At 59.7% G+C, this 25,346-nt stretch carries 27 protein-coding genes and 1 pseudogene; 11 read left to right on the forward strand and 17 right to left on the reverse strand.

What is annotated here, in order from left to right:
- The first annotated feature begins 10 nt into the window (after positions 1–10).
- Both trbI and BLJAPNOD_RS27115 read left to right on the forward strand, forming a co-directional pair.
- Entirely contained in the window at positions 11–1,294 is a 1,284-nt protein-coding gene (gene trbI / locus BLJAPNOD_RS27110; protein WP_115422159.1) for an IncP-type conjugal transfer protein TrbI, read from the forward strand.
- 280 nt (positions 1,295–1,574) lie between these two features.
- Positions 1,575–2,279, forward strand: coding sequence for an autoinducer binding domain-containing protein (locus tag BLJAPNOD_RS27115; RefSeq protein ID WP_244611116.1), 705 nt, complete (start codon positions 1,575–1,577; stop codon positions 2,277–2,279).
- Here the strand turns inward: BLJAPNOD_RS27115 and BLJAPNOD_RS27120 are convergent.
- Positions 2,232–2,600: a transcriptional repressor TraM gene (locus BLJAPNOD_RS27120; RefSeq protein WP_115422160.1), complete on the reverse strand. Its 369-nt coding sequence runs from the start codon at positions 2,598–2,600 to the stop codon at positions 2,232–2,234. The genes BLJAPNOD_RS27115 and BLJAPNOD_RS27120 overlap by 48 nt on opposite strands.
- A 186-nt stretch (positions 2,601–2,786) precedes the next feature.
- Between BLJAPNOD_RS27120 and BLJAPNOD_RS27125 the strand changes: the two genes are divergently transcribed.
- The 3 genes from BLJAPNOD_RS27125 (at position 2,787) to BLJAPNOD_RS27135 (ending at position 4,425) form a co-directional block, all read left to right on the forward strand.
- On the forward strand, positions 2,787–2,996 hold the full coding sequence (locus tag BLJAPNOD_RS27125) for a helix-turn-helix transcriptional regulator (RefSeq protein ID WP_115422161.1): 210 nt from the start codon (positions 2,787–2,789) through the stop codon (positions 2,994–2,996).
- A gap of 428 nt (positions 2,997–3,424) precedes the next feature.
- Positions 3,425–4,054: a DUF433 domain-containing protein gene (locus BLJAPNOD_RS27130; protein ID WP_115422162.1), complete on the forward strand. Its 630-nt coding sequence runs from the start codon at positions 3,425–3,427 to the stop codon at positions 4,052–4,054.
- Positions 4,051–4,425, forward strand: coding sequence for a DUF5615 family PIN-like protein (locus BLJAPNOD_RS27135; protein ID WP_115422163.1), 375 nt, complete (start codon positions 4,051–4,053; stop codon positions 4,423–4,425). Before BLJAPNOD_RS27130 ends, BLJAPNOD_RS27135 begins: the two co-directional genes overlap by 4 nt.
- Before the next feature lie 3 nt (positions 4,426–4,428).
- Here BLJAPNOD_RS27135 and BLJAPNOD_RS27140 read toward each other — a convergent pair whose 3' ends face one another.
- The 4 genes from BLJAPNOD_RS27140 to traA form a co-directional block, all read right to left on the reverse strand.
- Positions 4,429–5,037, reverse strand: a complete 609-nt coding sequence (locus tag BLJAPNOD_RS27140) for a TraH family protein (RefSeq protein WP_115422164.1) — start codon at positions 5,035–5,037, stop codon at positions 4,429–4,431.
- A gap of 16 nt (positions 5,038–5,053) precedes the next feature.
- Entirely contained in the window at positions 5,054–6,214 is a 1,161-nt protein-coding gene (locus BLJAPNOD_RS27145) for a conjugal transfer protein TraB (protein WP_115422165.1), read from the reverse strand.
- Positions 6,204–6,701, reverse strand: a complete 498-nt coding sequence (gene traF, locus BLJAPNOD_RS27150) for a conjugative transfer signal peptidase TraF (protein WP_244611117.1) — start codon at positions 6,699–6,701, stop codon at positions 6,204–6,206. Before traF ends, BLJAPNOD_RS27145 begins: the two co-directional genes overlap by 11 nt.
- 65 nt (positions 6,702–6,766) lie before the next feature.
- Entirely contained in the window at positions 6,767–10,075 is a 3,309-nt protein-coding gene (traA, locus tag BLJAPNOD_RS27155) for a Ti-type conjugative transfer relaxase TraA (RefSeq protein WP_115422167.1), read from the reverse strand.
- Between the two features lie 255 nt (positions 10,076–10,330).
- Between traA and traC the strand changes: the two genes are divergently transcribed.
- From traC to BLJAPNOD_RS27175, 4 genes are all read left to right on the forward strand, one after another.
- Complete coding sequence (gene traC, locus BLJAPNOD_RS27160) at positions 10,331–10,633, forward strand: conjugal transfer protein TraC (protein WP_115422168.1); 303 nt, start codon at positions 10,331–10,333, stop codon at positions 10,631–10,633.
- A 4-nt stretch (positions 10,634–10,637) separates the two neighbouring features.
- Positions 10,638–10,853, forward strand: a complete 216-nt coding sequence (locus tag BLJAPNOD_RS27165; RefSeq protein ID WP_057207460.1) for a type IV conjugative transfer system coupling protein TraD — start codon at positions 10,638–10,640, stop codon at positions 10,851–10,853.
- Positions 10,840–12,765, forward strand: coding sequence for a Ti-type conjugative transfer system protein TraG (gene traG, locus BLJAPNOD_RS27170; protein ID WP_115422169.1), 1,926 nt, complete (start codon positions 10,840–10,842; stop codon positions 12,763–12,765). Before BLJAPNOD_RS27165 ends, traG begins: the two co-directional genes overlap by 14 nt.
- A gap of 418 nt (positions 12,766–13,183) precedes the next feature.
- Positions 13,184–13,441, forward strand: coding sequence for a WGR domain-containing protein (locus BLJAPNOD_RS27175; protein ID WP_115422191.1), 258 nt, complete (start codon positions 13,184–13,186; stop codon positions 13,439–13,441).
- Between the two features lie 93 nt (positions 13,442–13,534).
- Here BLJAPNOD_RS27175 and BLJAPNOD_RS35705 read toward each other — a convergent pair whose 3' ends face one another.
- From BLJAPNOD_RS35705 to BLJAPNOD_RS27195, 5 genes are all read right to left on the reverse strand, one after another.
- Positions 13,535–13,699: a hypothetical protein gene (locus BLJAPNOD_RS35705; RefSeq protein ID WP_173238119.1), complete on the reverse strand. Its 165-nt coding sequence runs from the start codon at positions 13,697–13,699 to the stop codon at positions 13,535–13,537.
- A 291-nt stretch (positions 13,700–13,990) separates the two neighbouring features.
- Positions 13,991–14,290, reverse strand: a complete 300-nt coding sequence (locus tag BLJAPNOD_RS27180) for a DUF736 domain-containing protein (RefSeq protein WP_115422192.1) — start codon at positions 14,288–14,290, stop codon at positions 13,991–13,993.
- 484 nt (positions 14,291–14,774) lie between these two features.
- Positions 14,775–15,191 carry a hypothetical protein gene (locus BLJAPNOD_RS27185; RefSeq protein WP_115422170.1) on the reverse strand — a complete coding sequence of 139 codons (417 nt, stop codon included), beginning with the start codon at positions 15,189–15,191 and terminating at the stop codon, positions 14,775–14,777.
- Positions 15,188–15,454 carry a type II toxin-antitoxin system prevent-host-death family antitoxin gene (locus BLJAPNOD_RS27190; RefSeq protein ID WP_115422171.1) on the reverse strand — a complete coding sequence of 89 codons (267 nt, stop codon included), beginning with the start codon at positions 15,452–15,454 and terminating at the stop codon, positions 15,188–15,190. Before BLJAPNOD_RS27190 ends, BLJAPNOD_RS27185 begins: the two co-directional genes overlap by 4 nt.
- A 126-nt stretch (positions 15,455–15,580) precedes the next feature.
- Complete coding sequence (locus BLJAPNOD_RS27195) at positions 15,581–15,853, reverse strand: DUF736 family protein (RefSeq protein ID WP_237244032.1); 273 nt, start codon at positions 15,851–15,853, stop codon at positions 15,581–15,583.
- A 165-nt stretch (positions 15,854–16,018) separates the two neighbouring features.
- Here BLJAPNOD_RS27195 and BLJAPNOD_RS27200 point away from each other — a divergent pair, with 165 nt between their 5' ends.
- On the forward strand, positions 16,019–18,382 hold the full coding sequence (locus tag BLJAPNOD_RS27200; protein WP_199566044.1) for a DEAD/DEAH box helicase: 2,364 nt from the start codon (positions 16,019–16,021) through the stop codon (positions 18,380–18,382).
- Positions 18,383–18,509: 127 nt separating this feature from the next.
- On the opposite strand, the pseudogene BLJAPNOD_RS27205 reads toward BLJAPNOD_RS27200, so the two are convergent.
- From BLJAPNOD_RS27205 to BLJAPNOD_RS35480, 4 genes and pseudogenes are all read right to left on the reverse strand, one after another.
- Positions 18,510–18,660: pseudogene (locus tag BLJAPNOD_RS27205) on the reverse strand (DUF736 family protein); the annotation flags it as partial.
- Between the two features lie 442 nt (positions 18,661–19,102).
- The gene (locus BLJAPNOD_RS27210) at positions 19,103–19,261 is read right to left on the reverse strand and encodes a hypothetical protein (RefSeq protein WP_199566045.1); all 159 of its coding nucleotides are present in this window, start codon (positions 19,259–19,261) and stop codon (positions 19,103–19,105) included.
- 108 nt (positions 19,262–19,369) lie between these two features.
- Positions 19,370–19,678 carry a DUF736 domain-containing protein gene (locus BLJAPNOD_RS27215; protein WP_115422174.1) on the reverse strand — a complete coding sequence of 103 codons (309 nt, stop codon included), beginning with the start codon at positions 19,676–19,678 and terminating at the stop codon, positions 19,370–19,372.
- 127 nt (positions 19,679–19,805) lie between these two features.
- Positions 19,806–20,012 (reverse strand): hypothetical protein, encoded by a 207-nt coding sequence (locus tag BLJAPNOD_RS35480; protein WP_158556185.1) that lies wholly within the window; start codon positions 20,010–20,012, stop codon positions 19,806–19,808.
- Between the two features lie 152 nt (positions 20,013–20,164).
- Here BLJAPNOD_RS35480 and BLJAPNOD_RS35710 point away from each other — a divergent pair, with 152 nt between their 5' ends.
- Positions 20,165–20,341, forward strand: a complete 177-nt coding sequence (locus BLJAPNOD_RS35710; protein ID WP_173238117.1) for a hypothetical protein — start codon at positions 20,165–20,167, stop codon at positions 20,339–20,341.
- 20 nt (positions 20,342–20,361) lie between these two features.
- On the opposite strand, the gene BLJAPNOD_RS27225 is transcribed toward BLJAPNOD_RS35710, so the two are convergent.
- From BLJAPNOD_RS27225 to BLJAPNOD_RS27240, 3 genes are all read right to left on the reverse strand, one after another.
- Positions 20,362–21,288, reverse strand: a complete 927-nt coding sequence (locus tag BLJAPNOD_RS27225; RefSeq protein ID WP_115422175.1) for a zincin-like metallopeptidase domain-containing protein — start codon at positions 21,286–21,288, stop codon at positions 20,362–20,364.
- A 299-nt stretch (positions 21,289–21,587) separates the two neighbouring features.
- Complete coding sequence (locus BLJAPNOD_RS27230; RefSeq protein ID WP_115422193.1) at positions 21,588–22,175, reverse strand: hypothetical protein; 588 nt, start codon at positions 22,173–22,175, stop codon at positions 21,588–21,590.
- A gap of 710 nt (positions 22,176–22,885) precedes the next feature.
- Positions 22,886–24,625, reverse strand: coding sequence for a ParB/RepB/Spo0J family partition protein (locus BLJAPNOD_RS27240; RefSeq protein ID WP_115422176.1), 1,740 nt, complete (start codon positions 24,623–24,625; stop codon positions 22,886–22,888).
- Between the last annotated feature and the right edge of the window lie 721 nt (positions 24,626–25,346).

Here is a 25,346-nt window from a genome sequence, read left to right on the forward strand (position 1 = left end):
GGAAGAGTGAATGGTACAGTCCCTTCAGCTTGGCGCTTCCGGCCATGATAACCAGCAGGAAATGCGTCGCCTCAATCGCCTTCCAATCATAATTGCGATAGGCGTCATCGTGCTGTTCTTTGGCATCGTAATCCTCGGTCTGTCCTGGCGGGGGCTTTCATTTAACCGGAGCAACGAGGTTGGCAACGCGGGGAGCACGCCAGCGACAAGCTATGGCGAACAGCTGAAGCGCGGTGTTACTGACGGCATAATCGGCGAGCCCGATAAACAGGAGGCCTTTCAACCGAAGCCAGTGGCCATTGGAGGAAAACGCGACAAGGAGCCCATCATTGCGAACGGTCCGGTTGAACAACAGCCGCAGCCCGAAACAGAGGAAGACTGGAAAGCGCGGCTGAAGCGGGAGCAAGATGAGCAGTATCTCCGGGAGGCGCAGCGCCAGCGCATGGCGCGGCTTCAGGCGCGTGCCACCGCCTATGACTCGCCGTTGAAGGTAGACGTTGCGGTCGTCTCGGGCTCGCCCGACAATTCGAAGGCCTCTGTCGCACGACCAACCGCTATGACAAGCGGGACGTCCGATCTCTACGCGGCTGCGCTCAACGCCGGCGTCATGGACCAAAAAGGCGACCAGAACCGCCAGGCCTCAAAAGAGGATTTCTTCAACCAGGACATCAGGGATCTCGGCTACTTGCCCAACCAGGTGGTCCCGCAGCTGTCACTATTCGAATTGAAACGCGGATCGGTCATCCCGGCCACCTTGATCACGGGGCTGAATTCCGATTTACCCGGCCGGATCACAGCTCAGGTCAGCCAGAATGTCTATGACAGTGCGACCGGTCACCGACTTCTCATTCCCCAGGGGGCGAAGCTGTTCGGCCGCTATGATTCAAAAGTCTCCTTCGGTCAAGAGCGTGTGCTCGTCGTCTGGACCGATCTCATCTTTCCAAACGGATCGACGCTGCAGATCGGAGGCATGGCGGGTACCGATGCCGAGGGATATGGGGGCTTTAGCGATAAGGTTGACCGGCACCTCCTGAGGACATTCGGGTCGGCTGCGCTGATTGCCTTAATTGGGACTGGCATCGATATGTCGATGCCGGAGAGTTCGACGCGTGCGTCCCAGGACACAGCATCTGATGCCGCTCGGCGAAACTTCGCAGAAACATTTGGTCGCGTGGCCGAGCAAACGATCTCGAAGAACCTCAATGTTCAGCCGACAATCCGCATTCGGCCGGGCTACAAGTTCAATCTGCTCGTCGACCAGGACATCATCTTTCCTTCTATCTACCGTGGATAGCCCCAGTCTGGACCGCGACGCGTTGCTCGCGGGAGATTTGTGCGACGTCACAACCACAATGCTTCCCCTGGCACAAACAGGCGGCCGCAATTTACGGTAGCGTGACTTGAAAAATCTCTTCCCACGCTTAGTGATATGCAACACGGATCGGGAGAATTGCCTGAAGCAAAGCCACCAAAGGTTGCCACCAGCGCTGTGGTACTCAGGTGACCTGAAAGGTTGGTGGCTATGATCGTGCTGAAGGCAATTTTTGCCAGATCAAGAGGACAGGAGAGATGATGTGAGTGACCACCTTCGCTCGTCCATCGACAGGCTGGAAGCCGCCTGCGATGAGCTAATGATAAAGACTGCTCTCAAACACTTCGCGCATATGCATGGATATGAGCGGTTCGCCTATCTTCAAACTGATGGGTTTCAGGTCAAGACCTTCAACTCGTATCCCGGCCCATGGGAACGTGACTACCTTAAAAGTGGATACTCCACCCTCGACCCCGTCGTCATCGAAGCGAGGCGGATGCGAGAAATTTTTGGCTGGGCCGCGGACGACTGGCCAGCCCGCGGAAGCTCGGACCTGCGGCGATTTCGCGACGAGGCGATCGACCATGGTATTCGATCCGGTGTCACTATCCGCGTAGAGGGAAGTTATGGATCCGCGATCATGCTGACATTCTCGTCGCCGGAAAAGAATGCGGGCGTTTCAGAAGCACTCGATTCTAAAAAGGCGCTCCAATTGCTGATGGCCATCCACTACCAGCTAAGGGCTGTTGCAGCGAGATCGACGCTCAATCCCAAGCGGGCCTTGTCGCCGCGGGAAATGCTCTGCCTTATGTGGTCTGCGAAAGGAAAGAAGGTTGAAGAAATTGCGATAATCACGGGTATCAAGCCACGTACCGTCCAACACTATCTCGATCAGGCACGTCACAAACTGGGTGCGGATTCAGTTCCTCACCTCGTCGCAATTGCCAAGGATCGGCGCCTCGTCTGACTCCTGCTCGCTGTCGTCGATAGGCACATCCGGCAAGAAACCGAGCGCATCTAAAATCTCCGAGAGCTCGCCTTGCTGAGCCTCGGAATTTTTTTGGCGTGCGAGATATTCATTCTGGATCGTCTGTAGAACTGCGGTGGAAGTCGACGGATCATCGGTTGCGCGCAGCCATTCTTCGTAGACGGCCTGATCGGCCGCGAGAAGCGCGCGGTGTTCGCGGATGGCGGAAACTGCCAACCTCTCCAATTCTGACTTGCCGATCGAGCCATATCGAGAAGTGCGCTCCGCTTCCGTATCTTTGAAGGATTCAGCGTCTTCCATCTTCATATTCCCCAAGCTCCGTGACCTCGTTCGACCCGGAATGTAGTGGCCGTTTCTATGCCGAAGACCACTACTCTACTAAATCGTAACAGTGAGATGATCGACAGGCGCGTGATAGCACATGCATCGTCGAATCGGAACTATAGTTCCTGGCACGATAGTGCTGATTAGGGTTCCGCTCATGCGATGGATCTCAAGGAGGTCATGGCGATGAACTTGCGTCGAATACGTCATGGCAAGAAACTGACGCAGGAAGAACTGGCCCACCGTACCGGCCTGAGCGTCCGGCATATCGGGGATATTGAACGGGCAAACGTTTCTGCCACCGTCACAGTTTTGGGGCAAATTTCGGAAGGATTGGGTGTGGACCCGACCGAGCTTTTGGTAAAGCCCTAGCATCCGTACCCAACGTAGGTGGTTAAGAGATCCGTGGGGGCGCCGCGACACTTGCCATTTCGGTTGGCGCCGTTAGTGCGGTTGCGAGCAGCGCTGCCGCGGTTATTGCGTCGTGCGATCATTGAGGAAGCGTCACGCCGATAGTAGCTCCCTGCGCATAACGCTTGATGACGGTACCAAAATCACCTTGGATGACCAGGACAGTAAGGTCGCGATCGAGAAAATTGTTGGCATCGCACAGAAGGAAGCCAAGAGCGCCGCCGCATGTTCTCTTGGACTGTGAAAGCCAACGGCCCGCTGGCGGCCACTTCGAACATTTTGCATCGAGGCAGACCAAGTGGTTATGCTCCAATAGAGGCTCGAAGAGCGAGATCGGTCTTTACGGCAGGTTCCACCTGCATTATATCTTCTCCATAAGGAGAATGATTATGGTAACGGCAGCACGAGCTTACACGCCCGCCGAAGCCGCAGCTCTTAGTGAAGTTGCGGTAAAGTCGGTACATAATGCAATCGATAAGCGGATTATCGAGGCTCATTTCGGGCGGGAGGGCAGAGAACTTTCCGTCGAGGATCTGCTGCGCCTGAAGCTTTGGTACGGCGTGGGCTCGATCCTGTCTGCCGAGCGTCGTAAACGCTTGTTCGACACGATCGATCAGAACCCGGATGCGGAGACAATACGAGCAGACGACTATCTGATTGTCGATGTGGCGCGGGCAAGGGAGCAGCTGGCTGCACGCGCGGAGGCACTCCGGGAAGCCGAACAAAGGATTCAGATTGTCAAAGGCCTCGCAGGCGGCGAACCGGTTTTCAACGGCACGCGCGTTCCAGTGCGAATGATCGCTGCTATGAAACAGCAAGGCGCCACCACCGCGGAGATTGTCGAGGGCTATCCGTCCGTTACAGCACGCATGGTGGAACTCGCCGAAATCTGGGCGGCAGCGCACCCAGCTCGAGGCCGGCCGAAAAAGCTGTCGGAGCAGGGGCTGACGGTGAAGTCGGTGAAGCGTTTGCCGCTCGCCACAGGCCATTCCCGGAAGCCCTCGAGCGCTGCTTCGTGAAATTCCTCATCGATGAATGCCTGCACACATCGCTCGTGGCCGTTGCTCAAGATCACGGCCACGATTGCTTTCATATCAACTGGCTTGGCTTAAGCGGCGAGACCGATTGGGATCTCATGCCGCGCATCGTCGCCGAAGACTTCACGTTCGTAACGAACAACGCACGCGACTTCCGAAAACTATATGCGAAGGAGGCGCTGCACGCAGGTCTCGTGATCATCGTTCCGCAGGTGCTTCCCGCCCTGCAGCGCGAATTGTTTCTCGCGACCCTCGATGAGCTCGCTAATCGAAACGACCTGGTGAACGAAGTGATCGAAATGACCATCGAAGACGGAGAAGCTATCTTGACGAGATATGCACTTCCGGAGTGACGGTCACTTCCCGCCAATGCGGGATAGATCGATGCGAATTCCGGCACGTTCAACATCTTCATTCGCCTGCGTTTGTTTCTCAGGAGACGCCACTACTGCCTCTTGATCATCGACGGAATGCACCTTGCTTTGCTGCGGCAATTCGAATGAGCCTCCCAGGTCCTCCGCCTGAAACACTCTGACGCCTTCAAACTCCCCCGTCTTCCATGCATAGACCGCATCGTCGAAAATTTGCGGAAGGGCGTCTTCGCTCTTGGGATTGCCGTACCACTTGGCGACAATTCTCAATATCTTGGCAAACAGCGCCGTTCCCTTGCGAAGGTTTTCGCAAGCGTCGACGAGTTCAGGCTTCAGGTCCGCGGCGTCCTTAACGCCGAGACCCGCCGGAAACTGTGTGAGGCCGACGCGAACCACCGCCCGTCCGGAATATTGCCTCACGATCGCCATCGCCTCGTCGACCGAGGTCGGTTTTGGGACCAGTATCACCCGGCCGCCCGATTTGACCGTCACGGCGAGGGGATCCGTGGAACCCGCGGCATCCACGAACTGCTCGACGATCGCGGGTTGGAGAGAGGGATCGGCGCATTCTTTGATCAGGTCAGCGTCCAACATGACGGCTCCTCGAGCTTCAGGTGTTGAAGGAAAGAACGAGCGGCTTTGAAAACAACCTGGCCCAGGCGATCGTGCTCGCTCGTTGAATCGCGACGATGGATGTCCCCTTGGTCCACCATCCGTTTCCGACGGCGACGATCAGGTCCGGATCGTGGAGCATCGATTGCAATATCGGCCAGACAATGAGCTGCTCGTAGCAGATCAGCGGTGCGACCCGACGATCGCCCACCGTCGCAATTGGGTAGCCGAATAGATGCGCCCGCGCGCCACCGCTTTTGCCGAACCACGACCTCCAGGGCTGCCACATCGAGCCGGGGACCGGCATTCGCTCGCGATAAAGGACCTCGCTTCCGCCCGCCGATAGGCCGATGAGCACATTGTCATAGGTCTTTGCACCAAGCGTGGCCGCACCGACCACCACGGTGATGTCAGTCCCTTGCAGGGCGCTGATCCAGAGCCGTTCAACCGTTGGCGTCCAGAAGCCCAGGGTGCTTTCAGGAAAGACGACGGCTTTGATGCCAATCGGTGCGCGGTCCTTTACCGTTGCAATGAGGGCACGGTGACGCTCAAAACTCGCATCGCGGCCGAGCGAAGCCCCCAGCTTAAGATCGACGGCGAGCCAACCCTCGGGTAGTTTTGGGTCGGTCCAGTTTGCGGCGGACCAAAGCCAAAATCCCGAAAGGATAATGGCAACAGCCGGCCACGCACGGGTTACGAGGCCCATGAGGCCGGCTGTGACCGCAAACAATCCCCACCATCCCCATCCTGGGAATAGAACGCCTGTCGCCGTCACTGGATGCGCCCAGCCTGTGATGCCGAAGGGTGGAAGCGCCATAAGGATGACCGCCGCCAGATAGCGAAACGGACGAGCGCTGGAGCGCGTCCAGAGCAACGCATGCGCAGCAACAAAGCTCCCCGAGGCACATAGCCAAAGCAGCAAGCCGGGCCACAGGTCGGAGGCGTAGAAGGCCGCGACGCCGTGTGGCAAACCACGGGACGCTGCGAGAAAATACCCGGCCGAGACAAGCATCGCCGCGAACCTCGTGCGCGCCCACGACCAAAGGACCGGGAACGCCAGTGCAATTGGAAGAAGCAGGACGTGGCCGCTCCACCCGATCCATCCGGCAACGATCGAAGCGATGATCAAAGGTGTCGGCGGGAGGTAGCTACGGTGCATAGGTCAACACCTCTCGCGCCAGTCCGAGAATTCCCGCTTCGGGGATCGGACCGAAGTAGCGGGAGTCATAGGAGCCTGCGAAGGGTGAGTGCAGGAACACAGAACCTGCCGGCACAATTCCTCCCGGGAACGGCGTCATCTTCCGCCCTTGTCCATCAAGCTGCACCAAGCTGGAGGAGGGTATCAAACGGCCGTCCGCGCTGACATGGGCTTCCACTTCGACATGCTGTCCGGCCACGGCGATGACCGATTTGATCAGGGGGGCGACGCCGCCCGAGCAGAGACCGGAGCGAAGATACCCCCGCGCGCGCGCCTCATGCATCGTCGTGGTTTGGGGTGGACAAATGAAGACGAGATCGCCCACAGCGACCGGACGATCGAGCTTGACGATACGCCAGAGACCAAGCGGTTCGCTCGGAGTGAGATTGATCCGATAGTGACCGAACCAGGCGGTAGAGATCGCGCCGAGGAACACTATTGTCATCATGGCCAAGCCGAGTGGGACCGGGTTTTTGCGCCGCTTCATCCGCGCGGTTGTAACGAGGGGGGCGGTCATTTCAGCGACAGCCCCTGACTTCTGGTCTGGCGTAGCGTCTCGGCCTGTTTCAGGGCATCGACCGTGCGCTCATGAGCGCTGAGCTGCTGCACCGCGCGCATCAACTTCCACGCCAACAGGACCTCTGCGGTTTCGCCAGGTTTCATCCCCGCTGTGATCGTTCGAAAGGCCTCCCCATTCGTGTCCTTGGCAGCGAGCGGCAGGAACGTGCGCTCCCCGAAGCGCTCGGTGACCGCCTTGGCAAACCCGTCCAGTTCAGCCTTCACATCTCTGTCGGCGAGAGCGAACCCCAGGGCCGCCGGGAGATCATTGCGATCGATAGCATCCCGCACGCGCTCCAGCGTTTGGCGGGCGTCTGGAGACAGTGCCGGGATGTCGATCGCAAACTTGCGGCGGGTAGCCACTTCCTCAGCCTGAAGGTGTCGTTCCGATCGTTCGCGCTGGCGAATGTAGTTACCGAGGCTCTCGGCAAGTACAGAAGCATTGCGTTCCGCCCGTTCGCGGTCCTGCTTGTCAGCGCGGCTTGCGAACATCCCGGTTTTGCCCTTGAGCATACCAAAGCTTTCTGGCTGGCCGCCGATCTTCGTTAGCGTCGTTTTCGCAGCGGCCTCGTCCTTCAGCAACACGTCGACATTAACCGCCTTGAAGGCGGCTTCCGGCTGGGCATAGACGACATGGAAGCGGGTCGAGACATCCTCCCATTGCTTCTTCAAGCCCTGGTCCGCTTCGAGCCTGTCAGCGACCGCCTGCTCCATCGATTTCGCGAATGTGGCGATACCGGCAACCATGGGCCTGGTCTCCTTGATGCTTTGCGCGTTGAGTGTTTTGGCGCCGACGGCCAACCTGCACCGCTCGCCGATGCTGGCGAGCCGGTGAGCCAGATCCACCAGCCTGTTTTTCTGCCGGATGGTCCATTCGAGCCGATCACGGGCGATCGTGCGCGCGACGATCACGAGGTGCAGGCCGCGAGTTTCGGCAAAGCGAAGCGCCTGCCGGTAGAAGGTCGCCTTCTCGTAATCGAGCGTGGTTTCCTTCGCTTGTCTGCGCGACAAAATCGCAATCAGGCCGCCGGTCTTGGCGAATGAACGCCTACCGTAATAGACGCTGAGATCCTCCCGGTGTCGGGTCATCGCAACATAGGTCAAATGCCGATCGAGGGAGAGCGAAGCGAGCACTTTCACCCGGTCCACGGTGGCGCCTTGGCTCTTATGGATCGTGGTGGCATAGCCGTGGTCGATACGGTTGTAAAAGCGGCTCTCCACCGTCACCCGGCGCGGATGCTCGCCTTCGCCAATTTCCGCGATGATGCGATTCTGAGCAGCGTCAACGACCTTGCCAATCATGCCGTTCTTGACGCCCAGCGATCCTTCATTCTTGAGGAAAACGATCTGATCACCAGGCGCGAAATGGCGGTTCCCGTCCTCGGTCCGAAACACGAAACCGTCGTCGAGCAAGCCTCGCTCAACGAGCCTCGCACGCGCCATATCGTTCAGCATTCTCACATCGCGCCGAAGGTGGGCGAGGATCAGCGTCGTCTTGGTAGGATCGTAATCCCGGTCCCAGTCTGCGATGAGGTCCTGGACCGCTTGGGTCTTGATCTCGGAGCCAAGAATCCTGCCATTTGCGCGATAGGCTTCGACCGCCTTGCCGACATCGCCACGAGCAAGATCGAGCGACGCGTCGCGCATCCACTGCTCGCGTTGTCTATAGATAGTGCCAAGTTCGGCATAGCCGATACGATCGGCAATGGCCCGGAAGGCAGCGCCCGCTTCAATTGGTTGCAGCTGCTCCGGGTCGCCGACCAAAACGAGCTTGGCGCCAGCCCTCGTCGCGGCCTCGACGAACAGCGCCATTTGTCGTGATGATACCATGCCCGCTTCATCGAGAACGAAGACCGTCTTGTCGTCGAGCAGGTTTCGGCCTTCTTTCCAGCGCAACTCCCAAGCCGAAAGCGTGCGCGAGACGATGCCCGCCTCCTTCTCCAATCCTTCGGCTGCCTTGCCGGCGAGTGCACCACCGACGACACGATAGCCCGCTGCTTCCCACGCTTCACGCGCAGCCTTCATCATCGTCGTCTTGCCGGCGCCGGCACGGCCAATGACAGCGGCGATCCGCTCGGGCCCCGCCACATGCTCAATCGCCGACTTCTGCTCCTGCGACAGGCGCGAGTGACGCGCGAACGTCGCCTTGAGCACTGCATCTCGAACGCCATGCGAGGATCGGTGTGATAGCCAAATCGCGCGATTTGCCATCTCCGCTTCCAGCCGGATCAACTCGCGCGTGGTATATTTCGCAGGCGCCCGCACGCCCGTCACGAATGAAACGCGTTCGCGGTCAAGACGAAGCGCCTGCGGGCTTTGCAGAATGCGAGCCATCAGACCCTGGAACAGGCCGGGGTCATCGATATAGCGATGCAGGATTTTCGCCACGTCGCATTCGTCGAAAACACTCTTTTCGCGCGTGATCAGGTCGAGCACGATCTCCGGCCGGCGCTGGATGCGTCTCGCGTTCTCGCTTCGCCGTTCCTCCTGCAACTCAAGCCGCTCAAGAGCCGCTTTCTCCGCTTCCCCCTCTGTCTTCCTCTCGATCGCCTTCGTCCCGACCCCAAGGTGGATTGTCGGAGCGAGCTCGATACCCTGCTTCTCGAAGGAGCGGCCATCGATACGAATGTCGAGACCGGCAAGGGCCAGATGACGGTTCTGGCAGGCAAACCAGCCATCGCGAAACGCGTTGAACTCGGCCATGCCTCCGGCCCAAAGCTCGTAGACAATCTTTCCGTGATCATTGCGGATTGGATTGCCGTCCGGCCCGTGAACCGCGACCTTCTTGGCGCCGAACCCGTCTTCGGTGAGTGGGCGCAAAGTGGTCATCAAGTGGATGTGCGGATTGCCCGGCGCGTCATGAAAGACCCAGTCTGCAACCATGCCCTGCGCGGTGATGAGCCTTGCCACAAAGTCCCGGACAAGCCCGATGTTTTGGTCGGGTGAAAGTTCGATCGGAAGGGCGATCGTCACGTCCTTGGCGAGCTGGGCGTCGGAGCGTTTCTCGAATTCCTCGACCTTGTTCCAGAAGGCTTCCGAGGCGCCGGACACCGATCGATCTGCAATCATCAACCGCAACCATTCGGGTGAATTGGCCGGAACGGCGAACTCCTCATGCAACAAACCCTGCTTGGCGCGATAGTCGATCGTCCTTGCTTCCCGCTCGTAGTCCATCTTGGCGCAGTGCCGATAGGCCGCCGACAGAACCGCGCTGCGGCCGGAGCCACGCGCGACAACATTGACGGAGAAATGAGGAACGGCCACGGCAGAGATCTTTCCTGATTACGAACAAACTCAACGGGTTCGTGAGGAACGGCGGCCCCACGAGGGGGAAAAGCAAAGCGTCGCAGCTGCGACGTATAATTGCGCACTTTGATGCCGCTCCTTCGGAACGACCGTGATCATTCACAAAAGCATCGCCCTTGGCGATTGTAGGATTCACCGTAGTGCGTTGCGCCCTCCGGTCCGCAAAACTGGCTTCGAAAGACAAGCTTTCTGACGCCAGGGAGAACTCCGGACATGAAGAAACCTTCTTCAAAAATTCGCGACGAAATCGCCAAGCTGCAGGAACAACTCAAGCAAGCGGAGACGCGTGAAGCCGAACGCATCGGCCGGATTGCGCTTAAGGCAGGCCTTGGTGAAATAGAGATCGACGAAGCCGAACTTCACGCGGCATTCGAGGTTCTGGTGAAGGGCTTTCGCGGAGGCCAGGGTGGCGCAGCTTCGACCGGAGGGAGGAGGAGCACTGCCGAAAGTGGCGGACCGGCCGAGAGCTCGACGCTCGCGCCTTGCCCGGCTCAGAGCAGCCGTGGAGAGGCTTAAACGGATGGCGAGAACGAGGACATCCGATGCCCGCAAAAAGGACACGCGGGAAAAGATTGAACTCGGTGGCCTGATCGTAAAGGCGGGCCTGCGATATGAAAAGCGCGCGCTTCTGCTCGGGGCGCTAGTCGAGCTCAGTTGCAGGCTGAAGTCCGACGAAGGCGAGAGGGCACGGCTGATCGCCATTGGCGCGGAGGCCTTCAGCAATGACCATGAATAAGCTTGCGCTCGCGATCATTCCCATCGCGTTGATGATACTGATGGTTATCGGCATGGATGGGATCGAGCACTGGCTTTCGCCATTCGGCCAAACGAATGCGGCAAGGCAGACGCTCGGCCGCATCGGTATCGCCGCGCCCTATGTCAGCGCCGCGGCGATCGGGGTGATCTTCCTGTTCGCAAGCGCGGGCGCAGTGTCCATCAAGTTCGCCGGCTGGGGCGTTCTCGTCGGAGCCGCAGCAACGCTTCTGACGGCAGCACTACGTGAGGCAGCCCGTCTTTCCGCGTTTGCCGAAGATGTGCCCGCGGGCAAGTCCGTTGCCTCGCACTTGGACCCTGTAACATTGGTCGGCGCAGCTACAGCGCTGATGGCTGGATGTTTCGCGCTCCGCGTTGCGCTGATCGGCAACGCGGCCTTCAGACGCGCCGAGCCCAAGCGCGTGAAGGGACAAAGGGCTCTTCATGGCGAGGCCGACTGGATGAAGATGCGAGAAGCGGCGAAGCTTTTTGCCGGTACCGGCGGAATTGTCATTGGCGAGTGCTACCGCGTCGACAGGGACAGTACGGCGGAGCAATCGTTTCGACCGGGTGCTCCGGGTACCTGGGGCGCTGGCGGCAAACCGCCATTGCTCTGCTTTGATGGGTCATTCGGGTCTTCGCATGGGATCGTCTTCGCCGGATCCGGCGGGTTCAAAACAACATCGGTGACGATCCCGACGGCACTCAAATGGGGTGGCGCGCTGGTCGTCCTCGACCCTTCGAACGAAGTGGCGCCGATGGTCTATCGGCATCGTAAAGCCGCTGCGCGGTTCATCCGCATCCTCGATCCGAAGGAACCGGAAACCGGCTTCAATGCGCTCGACTGGATCGGTCGGTTTGGCGGGACCAGGGAGGAAGATATCGCCTCCGTCGCATCTTGGATCATGAGCGACAGTGGTGGTCCGCGGGGTGTGCGCGACGACTTCTTTCGCGCGTCGGCGCTACAATTGTTGACCGCGTTGATTGCTGACGTCTGCCTGTCGGGGCACACTGATCAGGAGAAGCAGACCTTACGACAGGTTCGGGCCAATCTGGCGGAACCCGAGCCGAAACTGCGCGAGCGGCTGCAGTCGATCTACGACAGTTCGAACTCCAACTTCGTGAAGGAAAACGTCGCCGCCTTCGTCAACATGACTCCGGAAACCTTCTCCGGTGTCTACGCCAATGCGGTCAAGGAAACGCATTGGCTGTCCTATCCAAACTATGCAGCCTTGGTGTCCGGTTCGACCTTCGCAACTGACGCCCTTGCTAGCGGTAAGACCGATGTGTTCATCAACATCGACATCAAGACCTTGGAGACGCATGCCGGTCTGGCGCGGGTGATCATCGGCTCGTTCCTCAACGCGATTTACAATCGTGACGGCCAGGTGAAAGAGAGGGCGCTCTTCCTCCTCGATGAGGTCGCGCGCCTCGGTTACTTGCGGATCCTGGAAACCGCGCGTGATGCCGGCCGCAAGTATGGCATCACGTTGACGATGATCTACCAGTCCATCGGACAGATGCGCGAAACCTATGGCGGCCGCGATGCCGCAAGCAAGTGGTTCGAGAGTGCGAGCTGGATTTCCTTCGCCGCGATCAACGATCCCGACACAGCGGACTACATCTCTAAGCGCTGCGGCATGACCACGGTGGAGGTCGACCAGGTCAGCCGAAGTTTTCAAGCGAAGGGAACGTCGCGAACCAGATCAAAACAGCTTGCCGCGCGCCCGCTGATCCAGCCACACGAAGTGCTTCGCATGCGCGCCGATGAGCAGATCGTCTTCACCGCCGGCAACCCACCGCTTCGCTGCGGACGGGCGATCTGGTTCAGACGCGAAGACATGAAGGCTTGCGTCGATGCGAACAGGTTCCACAAGATCGCGCAAGACGTCTGAGCCTGTGGGATCGAGCCGGCGCGAGGAGATCCGACCAAGGCTGATCCAGAACAATGAAGAGTATCGGAGAAATCAGCATCGCGACGACCGAAGGGCGGGATTTCGGGAATTCTCGTCGTGCGAGGGGCGGGAAAAGGGCAGCCGCAGGAGCCTCAACTGAGTTACCCGAAGGGGAGGCGGGACCGACTGCACCCCGCACCTCGCACACAATTTTGCCGCACCCCCGCACTCGGAAGTTCAGTAGCGGGCTCAAGATCGAGACAAGTTAAAAAACGGGGGCGAGCAAGCTGACCGTGTGAAACGAACGGCGGCTCGTCTCAGACCGCGCTTTCGATACATCACCGATATGAATCAATTCAAGCCAATCGATTCATAAGTGTCGTTGGACGAGGCCGCCGGCATCGACGATTCTGGCCCCATGATCTCTCAACCCTATCGGCTTTATGTGGAACGCTCCGATGCATCGAGAAACATGGCACGCTACTATGCCATGTCGATCGAACCGAACCTCTTCGGCGACATTTGTCTCTTGCGGAAGTGGGGCCGCATTGGAACGAAAGGACAGATGATGGTCCATCATTTCGGGCGGGAAGAACAGGCGGTGCTGCTGTTTCTCGACCTCGTCCGACAGAAACTCAAACGCGGCTATAAGCCGCCAGCTCAGCTACCAAAATGACGAGCGGGGCGGGTAGCGACGACGCCCACACAGGTCTCAGCGCCTCCAGTCGGTAAAGACTTGCAGCGTGTTGGCTGCATGTAAAAACCTCCGTCAGAACGGAGGCTCCGCACTGACACGGCCGTGTTGCCCCGCCAGGATGACCTCGCGCTCTGCCCGTGCGAGTTCAAGCTCGGTCTCGATCTGCCGACGCTCGCCAGCGCCAACGGCGTTCTTGAACTCGGCCAGCAGTTCTTCGATGTGTTGCTCGATCGTCATCGTCGTCATCTCCTGATGTTTGAGAAAGATGACGTCTGCGGGCGGGGGGAGAGGGCTGGGTCAAGGAGCGCCAGGCGCCCGCAGCGCGGCGGGTGGGGGAGCCGAAATGCGCGAGCATTTTGGGGGAAACCGCCCGTCCTTGAGGCGGCCCTTTCACCACGTCAAAATGGGATGATCTGAGCAAATCCCAACCTCTTGTGTGGCAGCAAAAAGCCGGAAACCGGCTCGATGCCTGTTTCCGGCTTCAAACATGAGGCTTGGCCCCGCTGCGTGAGCGGGGCCGGTAGCCACTCAGTCCCCGTTCGGGCGGGACCAGATGAGCTGGTATCCGTCTTCGCCATCGACTTCCGTCAGCGTCGCGTAGATCGGAGCCGGGAAACTCGGGTCGTCGAGCTTGACCGAGAGGTAGTCGCGGTCCTGTTCGGAGCGCTTCTTCCAGGCGGTGCCCAGTTCAACGGCGCCCGCAAAGATGCGGAACTGCGAGCCCTTGTCCGAGGGGTTCTCGACGCGGGCGATACGGGCCTTGACGTTGAGGGCGAGGGTGCGGATTGAGCCGGTGAAACCGTTTTCGTTTGCGATGAAGGTGCCGATGGTAGCACCTCACTCGACATCGTCAGAGTGGGGTGGTCTCCGCCAGGGGATGAAGGTTTCGCAGAGCCGTTGCGGGAACAAGAGCGAGGCGAAGCCGTTCCTCGGGCAGACATGCCCCATCGAGCCGCAGAAGGACCTGGCCTATGACGGCAATGAGAGGAAGAAGGAAATGGACCTCCCTCTGCAGACTTCATTGCGCTGGCACGATCACGCTAGCCCCACTCCGACCAACCGCGCGTGGCCGTGACAGGGTCGGCCGAAATGGATCGCGTATGTGTCTTCGTCGCCTGCTATCGATGACTGTGCCATCGGACAGATCTGAGCAGTCTTCAAGCCGGGCCACAGCACCATCTTTCGGGCGGTCCGCGGTCAACCGGCCTCGAGTGCCAAGGCCACATCCGAAAATTCGGCAGGACGTCGCCCCACGCCGCCAAGAGTAAGGTCTGGCCCAACCCGGCACTCTGGTTTGAACCATTCACGGCCGCTATTTGGACCGGCTGACCTCGGTCAGCGATTTGCGACGCGCGATAAACTCACGAAGAAGGGGAAGGAAGAAGGCCTTGCTCAATCGGCCAAGCGGTGGTTCCGGTTCAAGGTAGAAGGAGCGACCGACGACGTCGGTGTTGAATTCATCAAGGATGATCCAGAGCCGGAGGTCTGCATCGAGCCCAGCCCGCCGCTTCTCAATGGCGGGGATCTCCGCGGTAAAGCGAGACTTCTCTGGCTGCTTCGTGGTGATCGGGAAGATCACTACCAAATCTCCATTGGGTCGTAAGAGCCTTACGCCAACCGCGACCGGTCGATCTTTGCGGCCCTCCGTCTCACCCTGGCCGGCTTCTCTCGCCCAAAGATAGGGATAGCGGATTACTGTCGCGGTTTGGATGGCGTCATAGCCGCTCATCGGTTGCCCTCTTCGCTTTCGGCATAGGCATCGACCACCGCCTCAAATTCGTCGAGCAGTTCGCGCGGCATGGTTTCGAGCGTGCCCACCGATCGCGCATCGGATTGTCGCATCAACCGCTCATAGTCATCGATGTTGAGAAGCACGAGGCGCGGCTTGTTGCGCTGTGTGATCGTCACAGGATGCCGCAAGGCCTCGGCGATAATATCGCCGGATTTTCGGGAAAGATCGCTGGTTGAGTATGAACCACTATGACGTGTCATGCTTATCTCCGTTGTGCCTACGGCGGATCTGAATATTGCGGTTAAAATACAGCAATTACAGCACTGCTGTAAATGCTGTATTTTGCAGCTGCTTGGCCCCGCTGCGTGAGAGGGCTCGGTAGTTCCTCAGTCCCGGTTCGGGCGGGACCAGATGAGCTGGTATCCGTCTTCGCCATCGGCTTCCGTCAGCGTCGCGTAGATCGGAGCCGGGAAGCGCAGGTCGTCGAGCTTGGCCGAGAGGTAATCGCGGTCCTGCTCGGAGCGCTTGTGCCAGGCGGCGCCGAGTTCAACGTTATGTGGTGCACCACATAATTCTGAGAACGTGATTATGCGGAGTTCCGGTCGGTGAAGGCTGGATTTGTCGGCGGTCACGGGGGATGCTGCTCCGCATAATTTCACGGAAATTTGCGCGACAAGCGTTGGTATCTTCAGCCTGACACCACCTTGGCATATGGTCGATCGAGACGTGGATTGTGAGAAGCTGAGATCTTGGCGGATGCGGGTGAAACTACCGACGAAATCGCACGCGTTAGACGGCGGTTAGCCGCTCTGGATGCGGAGCGGATGGCGCTTGCCCTCAAATTGGAAACACTTGAGCGAAAGTTGATATCCGGTCACCAGGCCGGCGAGCGCACCTTGTTCGCCGATGCTCCAGTTACGAACGGCTCGCCTTCGTCTGAGAAAATCGCCCTGTTCCGAAGCCTGTTCGCAGGCCGTTCCGATGTCTTTCCGACGCGATGGGAAAACAAGAAGACTGGAACCTCGGGATACTCGCCGACGTGTTCGAACGAATGGGCAAAAGGTATTTGCGGCAAACCGAAGGTGAAATGCGGCGAATGTCCGCATCAGGCCTTCGTCCCAACGTCCGAGGGCGTCATCGAAAAGCACCTTCGCGGCGGCGATGCGCGGTCTGGCGACTTTGTTGCCGGCGTATATCCATTGCTACAAGATGAAACATGCTGGTTCCTGGCAGCTGACTTCGACAAGGAAAGCTGGTGGGATGACACCAGAGCACTGCTGGCTACATGTCGTGCAAAAGGAATTGCCGCCGCACTCGAACGATCGAGATCGGGGAACGGGGGGCATGTCTGGATATTCTTCTCCGAACCTGTTCCGGCGAAAATTGCGCGACAACTGGGTGCGGCCCTGATTACTGAGACGATGGAGAAACGCCCCGAGATCGGCTTCACATCCTATGACCGTTTCTTTCCCAATCAGGATACGATGCCGCTCGGCGGCTTCGGCAATCTGATCGCGCTTCCCCTTCAAAGAAAGGCCCGCGAAAATGGCAACAGCGTTTTCGTCGATGACGACCTGCGGCCTTATGACGACCAGTGGGCCTATCTATCATCTTTACCGAGGCTATCGGCAGACCTGGTCTTCAAGGTCGCTGACGAGGCTGAATTGTCGGGGCGGGTCTTGGGCGTTCGGATGCCGGTCGATGACGAACATGCCGACGAGCCGTGGAAGATGTTGCCGTCACGTCGTATCGAGCCGCGGCGAATAGAAGCCACGATCCCGCAAAGTATCAAGGTCGTAGTCGCGGATCAGATCTACATCGATAGGACAGAGCTTCCGCCGGCACTGATTGCGCAGTTTGTGCGTCTGGCAGCATTCCAGAACCCCGAATTCTACCGCGCACAAGCGATGCGATTGCCAACATTCGGCAAGCCGAGGGTCATCTCATGCGCTGAGCTTCACTCTCGTCATGTCGGTCTTCCAAGAGGCTGCATCGACGAAACGGTTGAGCTCATCAGGAGCCATGGTGCGACCGCCATTTTGGAAGATCTCCGCGAAGATGGAGAGGCTCTACCAGCCGGCGTCTCGTTCCAAGGGGAGCTACGCCGACCACAGTCGCGGGCCTTTGATGCTCTTGTGGCCAACAATAACGGTGTGCTCGCCGCCACGACCGCCTTCGGCAAGACGGTTGTGGCCGCCGCCCTTATTGCCCATCGCGCGCGCAGTGCGCTGGTTCTCGTCCATCGCAGGGAGCTTCTGAGCCAATGGGTGGAACGCCTGAGTTCCTTTCTGTCCATTGACCCAAGGCAAATCGGCATAATCGGAGGAGGGAAAAGAAAGCCGACAGGGATCATCGATGTGGCGCTAATCCAAAGTCTGGTGCGGAACGGTGAAGTCGAGGACATTGTCGGCGAATATGGTCATCTGATTGTCGATGAATGTCACCACCTGTCCGCCGCAAGCTTCGAGCTGGTCGCCCGGAGGTCCAAAGCGCGATACGTCGTTGGTTTGTCAGCCACGGTTGCTCGAAAAGACGGGCATCATCCGATCATCTTTATGCAATGTGGGCCCGTCCGCTATCGGGTGGACGCAAGGGTCCAGGCTGCCGAGCGTGGAATTCGCCATCGCGCGCGTGATCGGTCGACGAAATTTGACCTGCCAGCGTCTCTGGCGTCGGTTGAACGACCGTCGATGCCGGCAATTTACGCGGCCCTAGCGCAAGACCACAGCCGAAATGACCTGATATTCGATGATGTGCTGAAATCTCTCGAGGCCAGACGTTCGCCGATTGTTTTGACGGAGCGGAAAGATCACCTCGACTACCTCCAGAAGAGATTCTCACCATTTGTGAAAAATCTCGTGGTCTTGCGCGGTGGCATGTCAGCGAAAGACCGCACGCTGGCCAAGACAGCATTGAACGTCAGCGACGATGAGGAGCGTCTCATACTTGCGATAGGCCGATACATCGGGGAAGGCTTCGATGACGCCCGGCTCGACACGTTGTTCCTGACCATGCCGATCGCCTGGAAGGGAACTCTGGCGCAGTATGTCGGCCGTCTGCACCGCCAGCATGATGGTAAGAAGGACGTCCTTGTCGTCGATTATGTCGATGGCACCGTTCCGGTGCTGGCCCGGATGGCCGCAAAACGCCGACTGGGCTATCGCGCGCTGGGCTATGTCATCGAATGATGGCGCCCCGCTGTGAGCGGAGCGCCATCGTTCCACAATCGGAACTATGCGGAGCAGAATCCCCCGTGACCGCCGACAAATCCAGCATTCAGCGACCGGAATCCCGCATAATCACGTTCTCAGCAAAATCGACGGAGCCGGCGAAGATGCGGAATTGCGGGTCCTTGTACGAAGGGTTATCGACGCGGGCGATGCGGGCCTTGTCGTTGAGGGCGAGGGTGCGGATCAAGCCGTTTGAAGCCGTTTTCGGTGGAAGTGAAGGTGCCAACGGTCGCCATTGTCATGTTCCTTTCTGCTGTTTCGGGCCCGCTCCATTGCGGCCTCGATGGCAGCGGCAAAGGCCGCTGACAATCGGACCGCACCTGACATGGGCCGGAACAACGTGGAGGGCGGCGCGGAGACACTTTCTTGTTCGCGAGGAATGGCGGCAACCTGGCGCAGCTGTTCTCCCCGTCAGAAATGCCCCATCGAGTCTGCGGACAGGGCGCCGGCGCTCATGAAAAACGGATAGCGCGCTGGTGAGTGGCTCGAATTCGAGAGCAGTCCGGATGTCGGCTCATCGGCGGACCGCAGTCACAGCGCTATTTAACTCAGACCATACTAGGTCCTTCGACCCGGTCCGGGTTGGGTCAGGTGCCCTTGGTCGGTCAATGCACGTAGATGATCTTTGACCGTGTTTCGGCTTACACGGTCGCTTAACTTTCCTTCGATGCATGTAGACTATCCGATGCTTTCGATCGTTGCCCCCCGTCGACTTGAAAGTCGATCCGGAGCCATACTGCCCAAAGCACGCCATGCGCCTTTGAACTCGTCAACCTCGACAATCAATGACAGGATTTCTGGCGTGATCTGCTGTTTATAGAGGCCGATCGCCGGCATCCATTAATCCATCCGTTTCCATCCGAAAAGCCGGAAACCGGCTCGATGCCTATGTCCGGCTTCAGACATGAGGCCCGGCCCCGCTGCGTGAGCGGGGCCGGTAGCTCCTCAATCCCGGTTCGGGCGGGACCAGATGAGCTGGTATCCGTCTTCGCCATCGACTTCCGTCAACGTCGCGTAGATCGGAGCCGGGAAGCTCGGGTCGTCGAGCTTGACCGAGAGGTAGTCGCGGTCCTGCTCGGAGCGCTTCTGCCAGGCGGCGCCCAGTTCAACGGCGCCCGCAAAGATGCGGAACTGCGGGCCCTTGTCCGAGGGGGTCTCGACGCGGGCGATACGGGCCTTGACGTTGAGGGCGAGGGTGCGGATTGAGCCGGTGAAGCCGTTTTCGTTCGCGGTGAAGGTGCCGATGGTAGCCATTGTCGTATTCCCTTTTTGCTGTTTCGGGCCGCTCCATTGCGGCCTCGATGGCAGTCGCAAAGGCCGGGGACGATCGGACCGCACCCGAATGGGCCGAAACACCGTGGAGGACGGAGCGGAGAAACTTTCATGTTTCGCGCGGAATGGCGGTGATCCGGGGTCCCCACTCGACATCGTCAGAGTGGGTGGTCTCCGCCAGGGGATGAAAGTTTCGCAGCGCCGTTGCGGGATCAAGAGCGAGGCGAAGCCGTTCCCCGGGCAGACATGCCCCATCGAGCCCGCGGATGGTGCCCCGGCCGTTTATGAAAAGGAATATGACGGTGGCGATCGACATCAGACGATCCCCAACCGATAGCTGCACCGCGTCGACCCTGACAGCCCGGACAACGGGCAATAGATGCTTCTCGCAGATCCTCGGGCAAGGCCAACTTGCGAGACCAACTTGCAGCGATAGAGTTATGTCGCGATTCGTCGCCTGGAGGAAAAATGCGTCAGCAGACAAAGCCATTCATCATTGAGATCAAGCATTCCCGAAAGCCGAAAGCCGGCATCCATAGACCGTCGATCTGGGGGAAACTGGATCTGAGCGTCGCCGATAACCCCATGGACCAGATGGAACCGGTCGTGGAGCCGGCCACCGCCGAAAGCGGCGACCGGCCTTAAGCTGTCAGACGACGAAACCGTCAAGCCGCATCTCGCATTTCCGTCCCCTCGGGCTGGAGCCGGTGGAGAAAAGCGGTCGCGCGCTGCGCGTGCGCCGCCGCCTGAAAGATTGCCCGCTTGTCTTCGGCGAGGACTTTGAGCCAGGACTGTAGATAGGATGCGTGATCCGGCCGCGGCTCGAGTTCCGGAGCGATGCCGAGGTCGGCGCAAAGGAAGCAACTGCCGAGCTCCGCGATCAGCTCTTCGCGAGCGCGTTCGCTTTTGTCCTTGGTGTAGCGAGACAAGTCACGCCCAACCCGTTCGGCCGGCGCCGTCCAGTGGGTCGCCTCATGACTAAGGGTCGCGTAGTAGCTTGCCGCATCCTTGAACGTTTCGAACGGCGGCATCTGGATCAGGTCGAGACCTGGGGCATAGAATGCGTGGTTACCGCCGTGGCGGATGATTGCGCCAGTATTGCGGAAAAACCGGTCCACTTGTTCGACCCGTTGGAGGGCGTCGAGAACCGGCTCGGATCGATGATAGTAATGGTCGGGCAGCCCATCGATCTGCTCGGTATTGAAGACGGAATAGGCCTTGAGGAAGGGGATTTCCCGATCGATCTCGCCGCCATTGCCATCGACTTCGGATTTTGTGAACCGGCTCGCGAACACGACCGTCGATCCCGTTTCGCCCTTGCGGACGGCCGCACCGAGCTCGAGCGCCTGTTTGAACGTCATCCAAATCGAGGAGCTGAAGCCTCGCGACATCTGCTCTGACCAGAGAAGAAGCACGTTCATGCCCGAATAAGGCTGTCCGTTATACCGCAACGGGCGGGTGATGCGGCCATTCGTGTTGGCCGCGCTCCACGGCTTCATCCACGGCCGGACGCCGTTTGCAAGATCCTCGATGATCTTGTCGGTGATCCGGGAATAGATGTCGGCGCGCTGGCCTTCGTTTTTCCTGCTCATCTTCTTGACTCCACTTACTGGGAGCCGCGCCAATCGCGGCCCCGTCGCGGAGACCAGAGGCAGGAGCCCTCGGGCGGACGGCATGCACCGGAACGGCCGAAACATCCGTGGAGGACGGCCAAGCCGTTGCATGTCGTTGGCAGCTCCTGCAGGTCCGGAGCCCAAGACGGGCTGCGCCGGCCCGGTCTTCAACTCCTCTCATTTTCCTTCCCGCGCCGGGATACCGCATAAGAAAGGGCCGGTCCGTGCGGGCCGGCGCTGTCAAGTTGAAGCAGGCGGGGCGAACCCGCCTGAACCAATTAGTCGAATGCTGACATCTGCGCCTCGGCCGCCTGGCGGTCGACGGATTGACCTTGGTTCTCGATCGGACGGTCGAATGGCTTCCAGCTCTCACCTACAACATGGCTGTAGGCAGCAACGGCGCCTTCGGCAGCCATCCGCAGCGCGTGGGCCTGGACGCCCATGTCGGCGGCAAACTCTCGCTTGCGGTGAGCGGCGCTGTCATAGCCGACCGGACCGTCGAGATCCTCGTCGCGAGCGTCGTTTGCGGCCTTCGCCGTAGCGTCCCGCGCCTCGGTGACGGCTTTGCTATAGAATTGACCTGCGCCGTGGGCGGAGCCGACAAAGGCACCAACGATCCGCTGCAGGTGGATCTGCATGGCGCGTTCGCCGAGGCCTTCGCTCAAAGCATCTGCGGTCTCGCAGATGAGACGCTCGTGAAGATCACGGATACCGTCGCTGTCGATGACTGCAGTCCCGAAGCTTTCTGTGATCTTGAGCGTCTGGGCGGCGTCCGGGCAGGTGAGCCGGACCATTTCGACGGTGGCGCCTTTGCGAAGCTGGACGGTGCGGGTGGCTTGGCGAGGATTGGTAGCGGGCTTGGCCATGTCTCTTCCTTTCGAACCCGAAGCGGGTCCGGCCCGTGCCGGCTTGCCCTTCGGTGCGGTCGCCCAGAGCCAGCGGAAGACGGGCGATTCAAGGTCCGGACACGGCAGGAAAAGCGGAGCCGATCTGCGGGCAAGCAGGGCAATTGCCCTCGCGAAGTTCACGCGGGTCTGCTCTGCGCAGGAAGACGGGTGCCGGCCGCCACGCGGCGCGATAGCGGCCTTGAAGCGCACGACCGCTGGTTCAGACCGCAGCAAACCGAAGGACAAGCAGTCACAAAGCCGCCAATCGAATGTGAAAGGGAGAGTGTCCAGGCACGCCGACTTATTCCTCACCTCTGCCGCGACCATCAACCGCCGGCCCTGGGCCACCATCGACCTGGTCCGGCACCTTCGTTTCGGGTAATCGGTAGGTTTGAAGCCAGCTCGGGCCGTGGGTATTTCGAAGACCTGAAGGATCCCGTCATCGTCATAGGGTGCGCCGCCCATCCAAGCGTTGCTCAGGATGCTCTTCCAGCGCCGGCCGTGTATTGCGGCATAGGCCTTGATCACCACCTGTTGCTCGAGGTTGTGTTGCGGCAATCATGGCGCTTGGACTTTTCGGCAGCCGAGCTTCGTTTGGACGCGCGGACATTGAATTCTCCTGTACTTGAAAAGCAAGGCGCCGCCGGAGTGACCGGCGGCGGGAGGGGGACAATGCTGAAGGTTCGAAACTATTCGGCCGCAATGCCGAAGGCGGTCTCGCGATCGTCGAGCAAACCAGCGTCCTCATCGAGACCGCCGCCATCGGACATAGCCCCATTGTGATCGGCCTCCCCTTCGATCCGCCCGCTGTCAACGCCATCGGCAGCGTCTTCCACGCCGGCGCCTGCGTAATCAGCATGCCGGATGAGATCGGACACGTCCTTAGGGTCAGGCGCGAACAATGCGGCTGGATGGATCAACGTCGCGTCCCCGTTGAAGTGCTCAACGAGAGCAGCCCGGGTTTCGCGCACACGTGCGCGCGGCTGGATGTTGGCGTCCTTTGCAGTGGTTTCGAGTGCCTGCCGTGACAGGCATGCGAGGAAGTCCTCCGTACCCATGTTCGGCAGATAGCCATCCGCGCCGATGGCCTCGCCGGCAACGCGTGAGACCACACCACTGTTCGACATACCGCGCCGGCACGAGAGCACATCGGTCAAGGCCGCGCGCGCCCCAGCACGCACCGTATCCATATCGAAAGAGAGTCGTCCGTCCTCGGCGAACAGACGGGCGGCGTGGCGTGTGAAACGCTTCGGACCGAACACATGGTCGTTGGCGCCGGAGTCGACACGAACGTTCTGGCTTGCGAATGCGAGTACCAGGAGTGCCATCAGCATGTCATCCTCAATCGGCGCGCGGGCGAGCGCCTCATGCAGCGCGTCGGTGCGGAAGTCGCCAATCATGTCCTGCCCCTTCTGGGTCACGTCCGGGCGTGCCTTGATGAGTGCGGTGTCTTCCTCGACCGGACCACTCCCCGGAGCCGTCGTCTGACCCTTTGGCCCTTTCGCTTCCGGCATCCGGTAGTGCACCGTCTGAACCTTTCCGTCACGGTCGATGTAGAACCCAGTATGGTCGCCCTTGCCCGGCTTGCCATAGACGCGCTCCGCCTTCTTGGGCAATTCGGGCTGACCCCAATTGTTCACCTCGACGACGGCACCCTTCTTCGGAAGATTGTTGGCCATCCACTCCTGCTGAGCACCGAGGAACGCCTCGACATTGGTCGTGAACCGGTTGTCCTGGTCGGCCGGCCCGAAGAGGTCGTCCGACCATTCGATACCATAGGCGTCACGAAGGTCGTCGCCGAAGCTCGCGTCGCGGGCAAACATGCGTGTCTTGGAAAGGCCGTTGGCAACGTGCCACCATGGTGCGGTGTCGCCCTTCTTCGGTTTGTGCGCCTTCCAGACTTCCTTCTGATCCTCAAGAGAGGCGGATGCGATCGTACGCAGTTGTTGCTCATTCGGCATGTCCCCCTTGGCCATCTGATCAAGCATCGCTGGCAGAACATTGGCGAGCAGCCGCAGCTTGCGGATCTGGCGGACGGGCAGCGCCAGCGCGACGGCGATGGCTTCCTCGGTCCAGCCAAGCGCGACAAGCCGTTCGATACCGCGCCATTGATCGACCGGGTTGAGCGGCTCGCGGGCGATGTTCTCGACCATTGAGCGCATGGCGCCGTTGTCATTGGCCGCCTGCTCGACGAGCACCTCGATTTCTTCGAGGCCCGCTGCGATCGCCGCCTGCACGCGCCGGCGCCCTGCCTGAATGACATAGCCGTTTCCGCCGTCCACTTGCGGCGAAACAACAGGCGGCTGGATGATGCCGACGGCTCTGACGGTGGCGAGCAGCAGAGCGTCGGCCTGCGACGAAGACTTCGACTGGCGAGCATCGTCCTGATTTTCGTTCAGTGCGCGCGGATCGATCTTGATGATTAGCATCGGAAGCTCCTGTTCGGGTCCTGGAGCGACGTGCGTGCCGCTCCTTCCTGTCTTCATTTCTTTGCGAAGACACTTCCCGGACTGCGAAGCGGACGGAGCGATGCAAGCGCGGGCGAGCGTCCCTGTTGCGCGACACGAGCGGGGCTCAAGAGCCCTGCGATGGACGCGTCAGCCGGGATCGCGCAGGCGGCGTTTGAGCGCAGCGCCATTGGAAGGCCCGCTCTGCAACCACATTTTCAAGCTCTAACTCTTCGCTTTTCTCGATTGCACCTGCGGATGCAGGCATTCCTTGAAGCAGGTGAATTTTCTTGAGAGCCGCAGCGAGCTGCACCACCCCGATACGTGAGCCCCCGCCGGCAACAAAAAAGGCGCTCGACCCGGATGGGGAGCGCCCTTTTTTTGACCCGGACGGTATCGAACGTGGCGAGAGACTCGCCACAAGATGCCGTTCAAACGGGAAGTGCACGGCATTTACTTGCGGACCGGATGGATTTCAAGTGAGCCCCTCAAGAAAAAAGGCCGACGGAAAACCGCGGCCCATAAGATATGAAGGTCATTGAACCTCCAGAGGGGAACAGCCGGCGCGGCGGCAATGGGAGGAAGGCCGCCGTGTGCATCAGCTGGGTGCAGAATGCCCGTTTTTTGATCGTGGCGAAACCAATTAATGTGCAAGGCAGCTATGCATATGCTGCACCGCATCCAAATCAACGCCTTCCGGATC

The organism is Ensifer sp. M14, from assembly GCF_003355565.1.
In the GTDB taxonomy this organism is placed as follows: domain Bacteria; phylum Pseudomonadota; class Alphaproteobacteria; order Rhizobiales; family Rhizobiaceae; genus Ensifer.

Bases quoted from the DNA above. Each gene is read 5' to 3' on its own strand.
- BLJAPNOD_RS35705 (WP_173238119.1), bottom strand. From the start codon at position 13,699: ATGACGATCGAGCAACACATCGAAGAACTGCTGGCCGAGTTCAAGAAC.
- BLJAPNOD_RS27165 (WP_057207460.1), top strand. From the start codon at position 10,638: ATGGCGAGAACGAGGACATCCGATGCCCGCAAAAAGGACACGCGGGAA.
- BLJAPNOD_RS27145 (WP_115422165.1), bottom strand. From the start codon at position 6,214: ATGCACCGTAGCTACCTCCCGCCGACACCTTTGATCATCGCTTCGATC.
- BLJAPNOD_RS27200 (WP_199566044.1), top strand. From the start codon at position 16,019: ATGGCGCTTGCCCTCAAATTGGAAACACTTGAGCGAAAGTTGATATCC.
- BLJAPNOD_RS27175 (WP_115422191.1), top strand. From the start codon at position 13,184: ATGATCTCTCAACCCTATCGGCTTTATGTGGAACGCTCCGATGCATCG.
- BLJAPNOD_RS27190 (WP_115422171.1), bottom strand. From the start codon at position 15,454: ATGACACGTCATAGTGGTTCATACTCAACCAGCGATCTTTCCCGAAAA.
- trbI (WP_115422159.1), top strand. From the start codon at position 11: ATGGTACAGTCCCTTCAGCTTGGCGCTTCCGGCCATGATAACCAGCAG.
- BLJAPNOD_RS27225 (WP_115422175.1), bottom strand. From the start codon at position 21,288: ATGAGCAGGAAAAACGAAGGCCAGCGCGCCGACATCTATTCCCGGATC.
- traC (WP_115422168.1), top strand. From the start codon at position 10,331: ATGAAGAAACCTTCTTCAAAAATTCGCGACGAAATCGCCAAGCTGCAG.
- BLJAPNOD_RS27185 (WP_115422170.1), bottom strand. From the start codon at position 15,191: ATGAGCGGCTATGACGCCATCCAAACCGCGACAGTAATCCGCTATCCC.
- BLJAPNOD_RS27215 (WP_115422174.1), bottom strand. From the start codon at position 19,678: ATGGCTACCATCGGCACCTTCACCGCGAACGAAAACGGCTTCACCGGC.
- BLJAPNOD_RS27240 (WP_115422176.1), bottom strand. From the start codon at position 24,625: ATGCTAATCATCAAGATCGATCCGCGCGCACTGAACGAAAATCAGGAC.
- BLJAPNOD_RS27130 (WP_115422162.1), top strand. From the start codon at position 3,425: ATGGTAACGGCAGCACGAGCTTACACGCCCGCCGAAGCCGCAGCTCTT.
- BLJAPNOD_RS27125 (WP_115422161.1), top strand. From the start codon at position 2,787: ATGGATCTCAAGGAGGTCATGGCGATGAACTTGCGTCGAATACGTCAT.
- BLJAPNOD_RS35710 (WP_173238117.1), top strand. From the start codon at position 20,165: ATGCGTCAGCAGACAAAGCCATTCATCATTGAGATCAAGCATTCCCGA.
- BLJAPNOD_RS27120 (WP_115422160.1), bottom strand. From the start codon at position 2,600: ATGGAAGACGCTGAATCCTTCAAAGATACGGAAGCGGAGCGCACTTCT.
- BLJAPNOD_RS27140 (WP_115422164.1), bottom strand. From the start codon at position 5,037: ATGTTGGACGCTGACCTGATCAAAGAATGCGCCGATCCCTCTCTCCAA.
- BLJAPNOD_RS27210 (WP_199566045.1), bottom strand. From the start codon at position 19,261: ATGCCGGCGATCGGCCTCTATAAACAGCAGATCACGCCAGAAATCCTG.
- BLJAPNOD_RS35480 (WP_158556185.1), bottom strand. From the start codon at position 20,012: ATGTCGATCGCCACCGTCATATTCCTTTTCATAAACGGCCGGGGCACC.
- BLJAPNOD_RS27230 (WP_115422193.1), bottom strand. From the start codon at position 22,175: ATGGCCAAGCCCGCTACCAATCCTCGCCAAGCCACCCGCACCGTCCAG.
- traF (WP_244611117.1), bottom strand. From the start codon at position 6,701: ATGATGACAATAGTGTTCCTCGGCGCGATCTCTACCGCCTGGTTCGGT.
- traG (WP_115422169.1), top strand. From the start codon at position 10,840: ATGACCATGAATAAGCTTGCGCTCGCGATCATTCCCATCGCGTTGATG.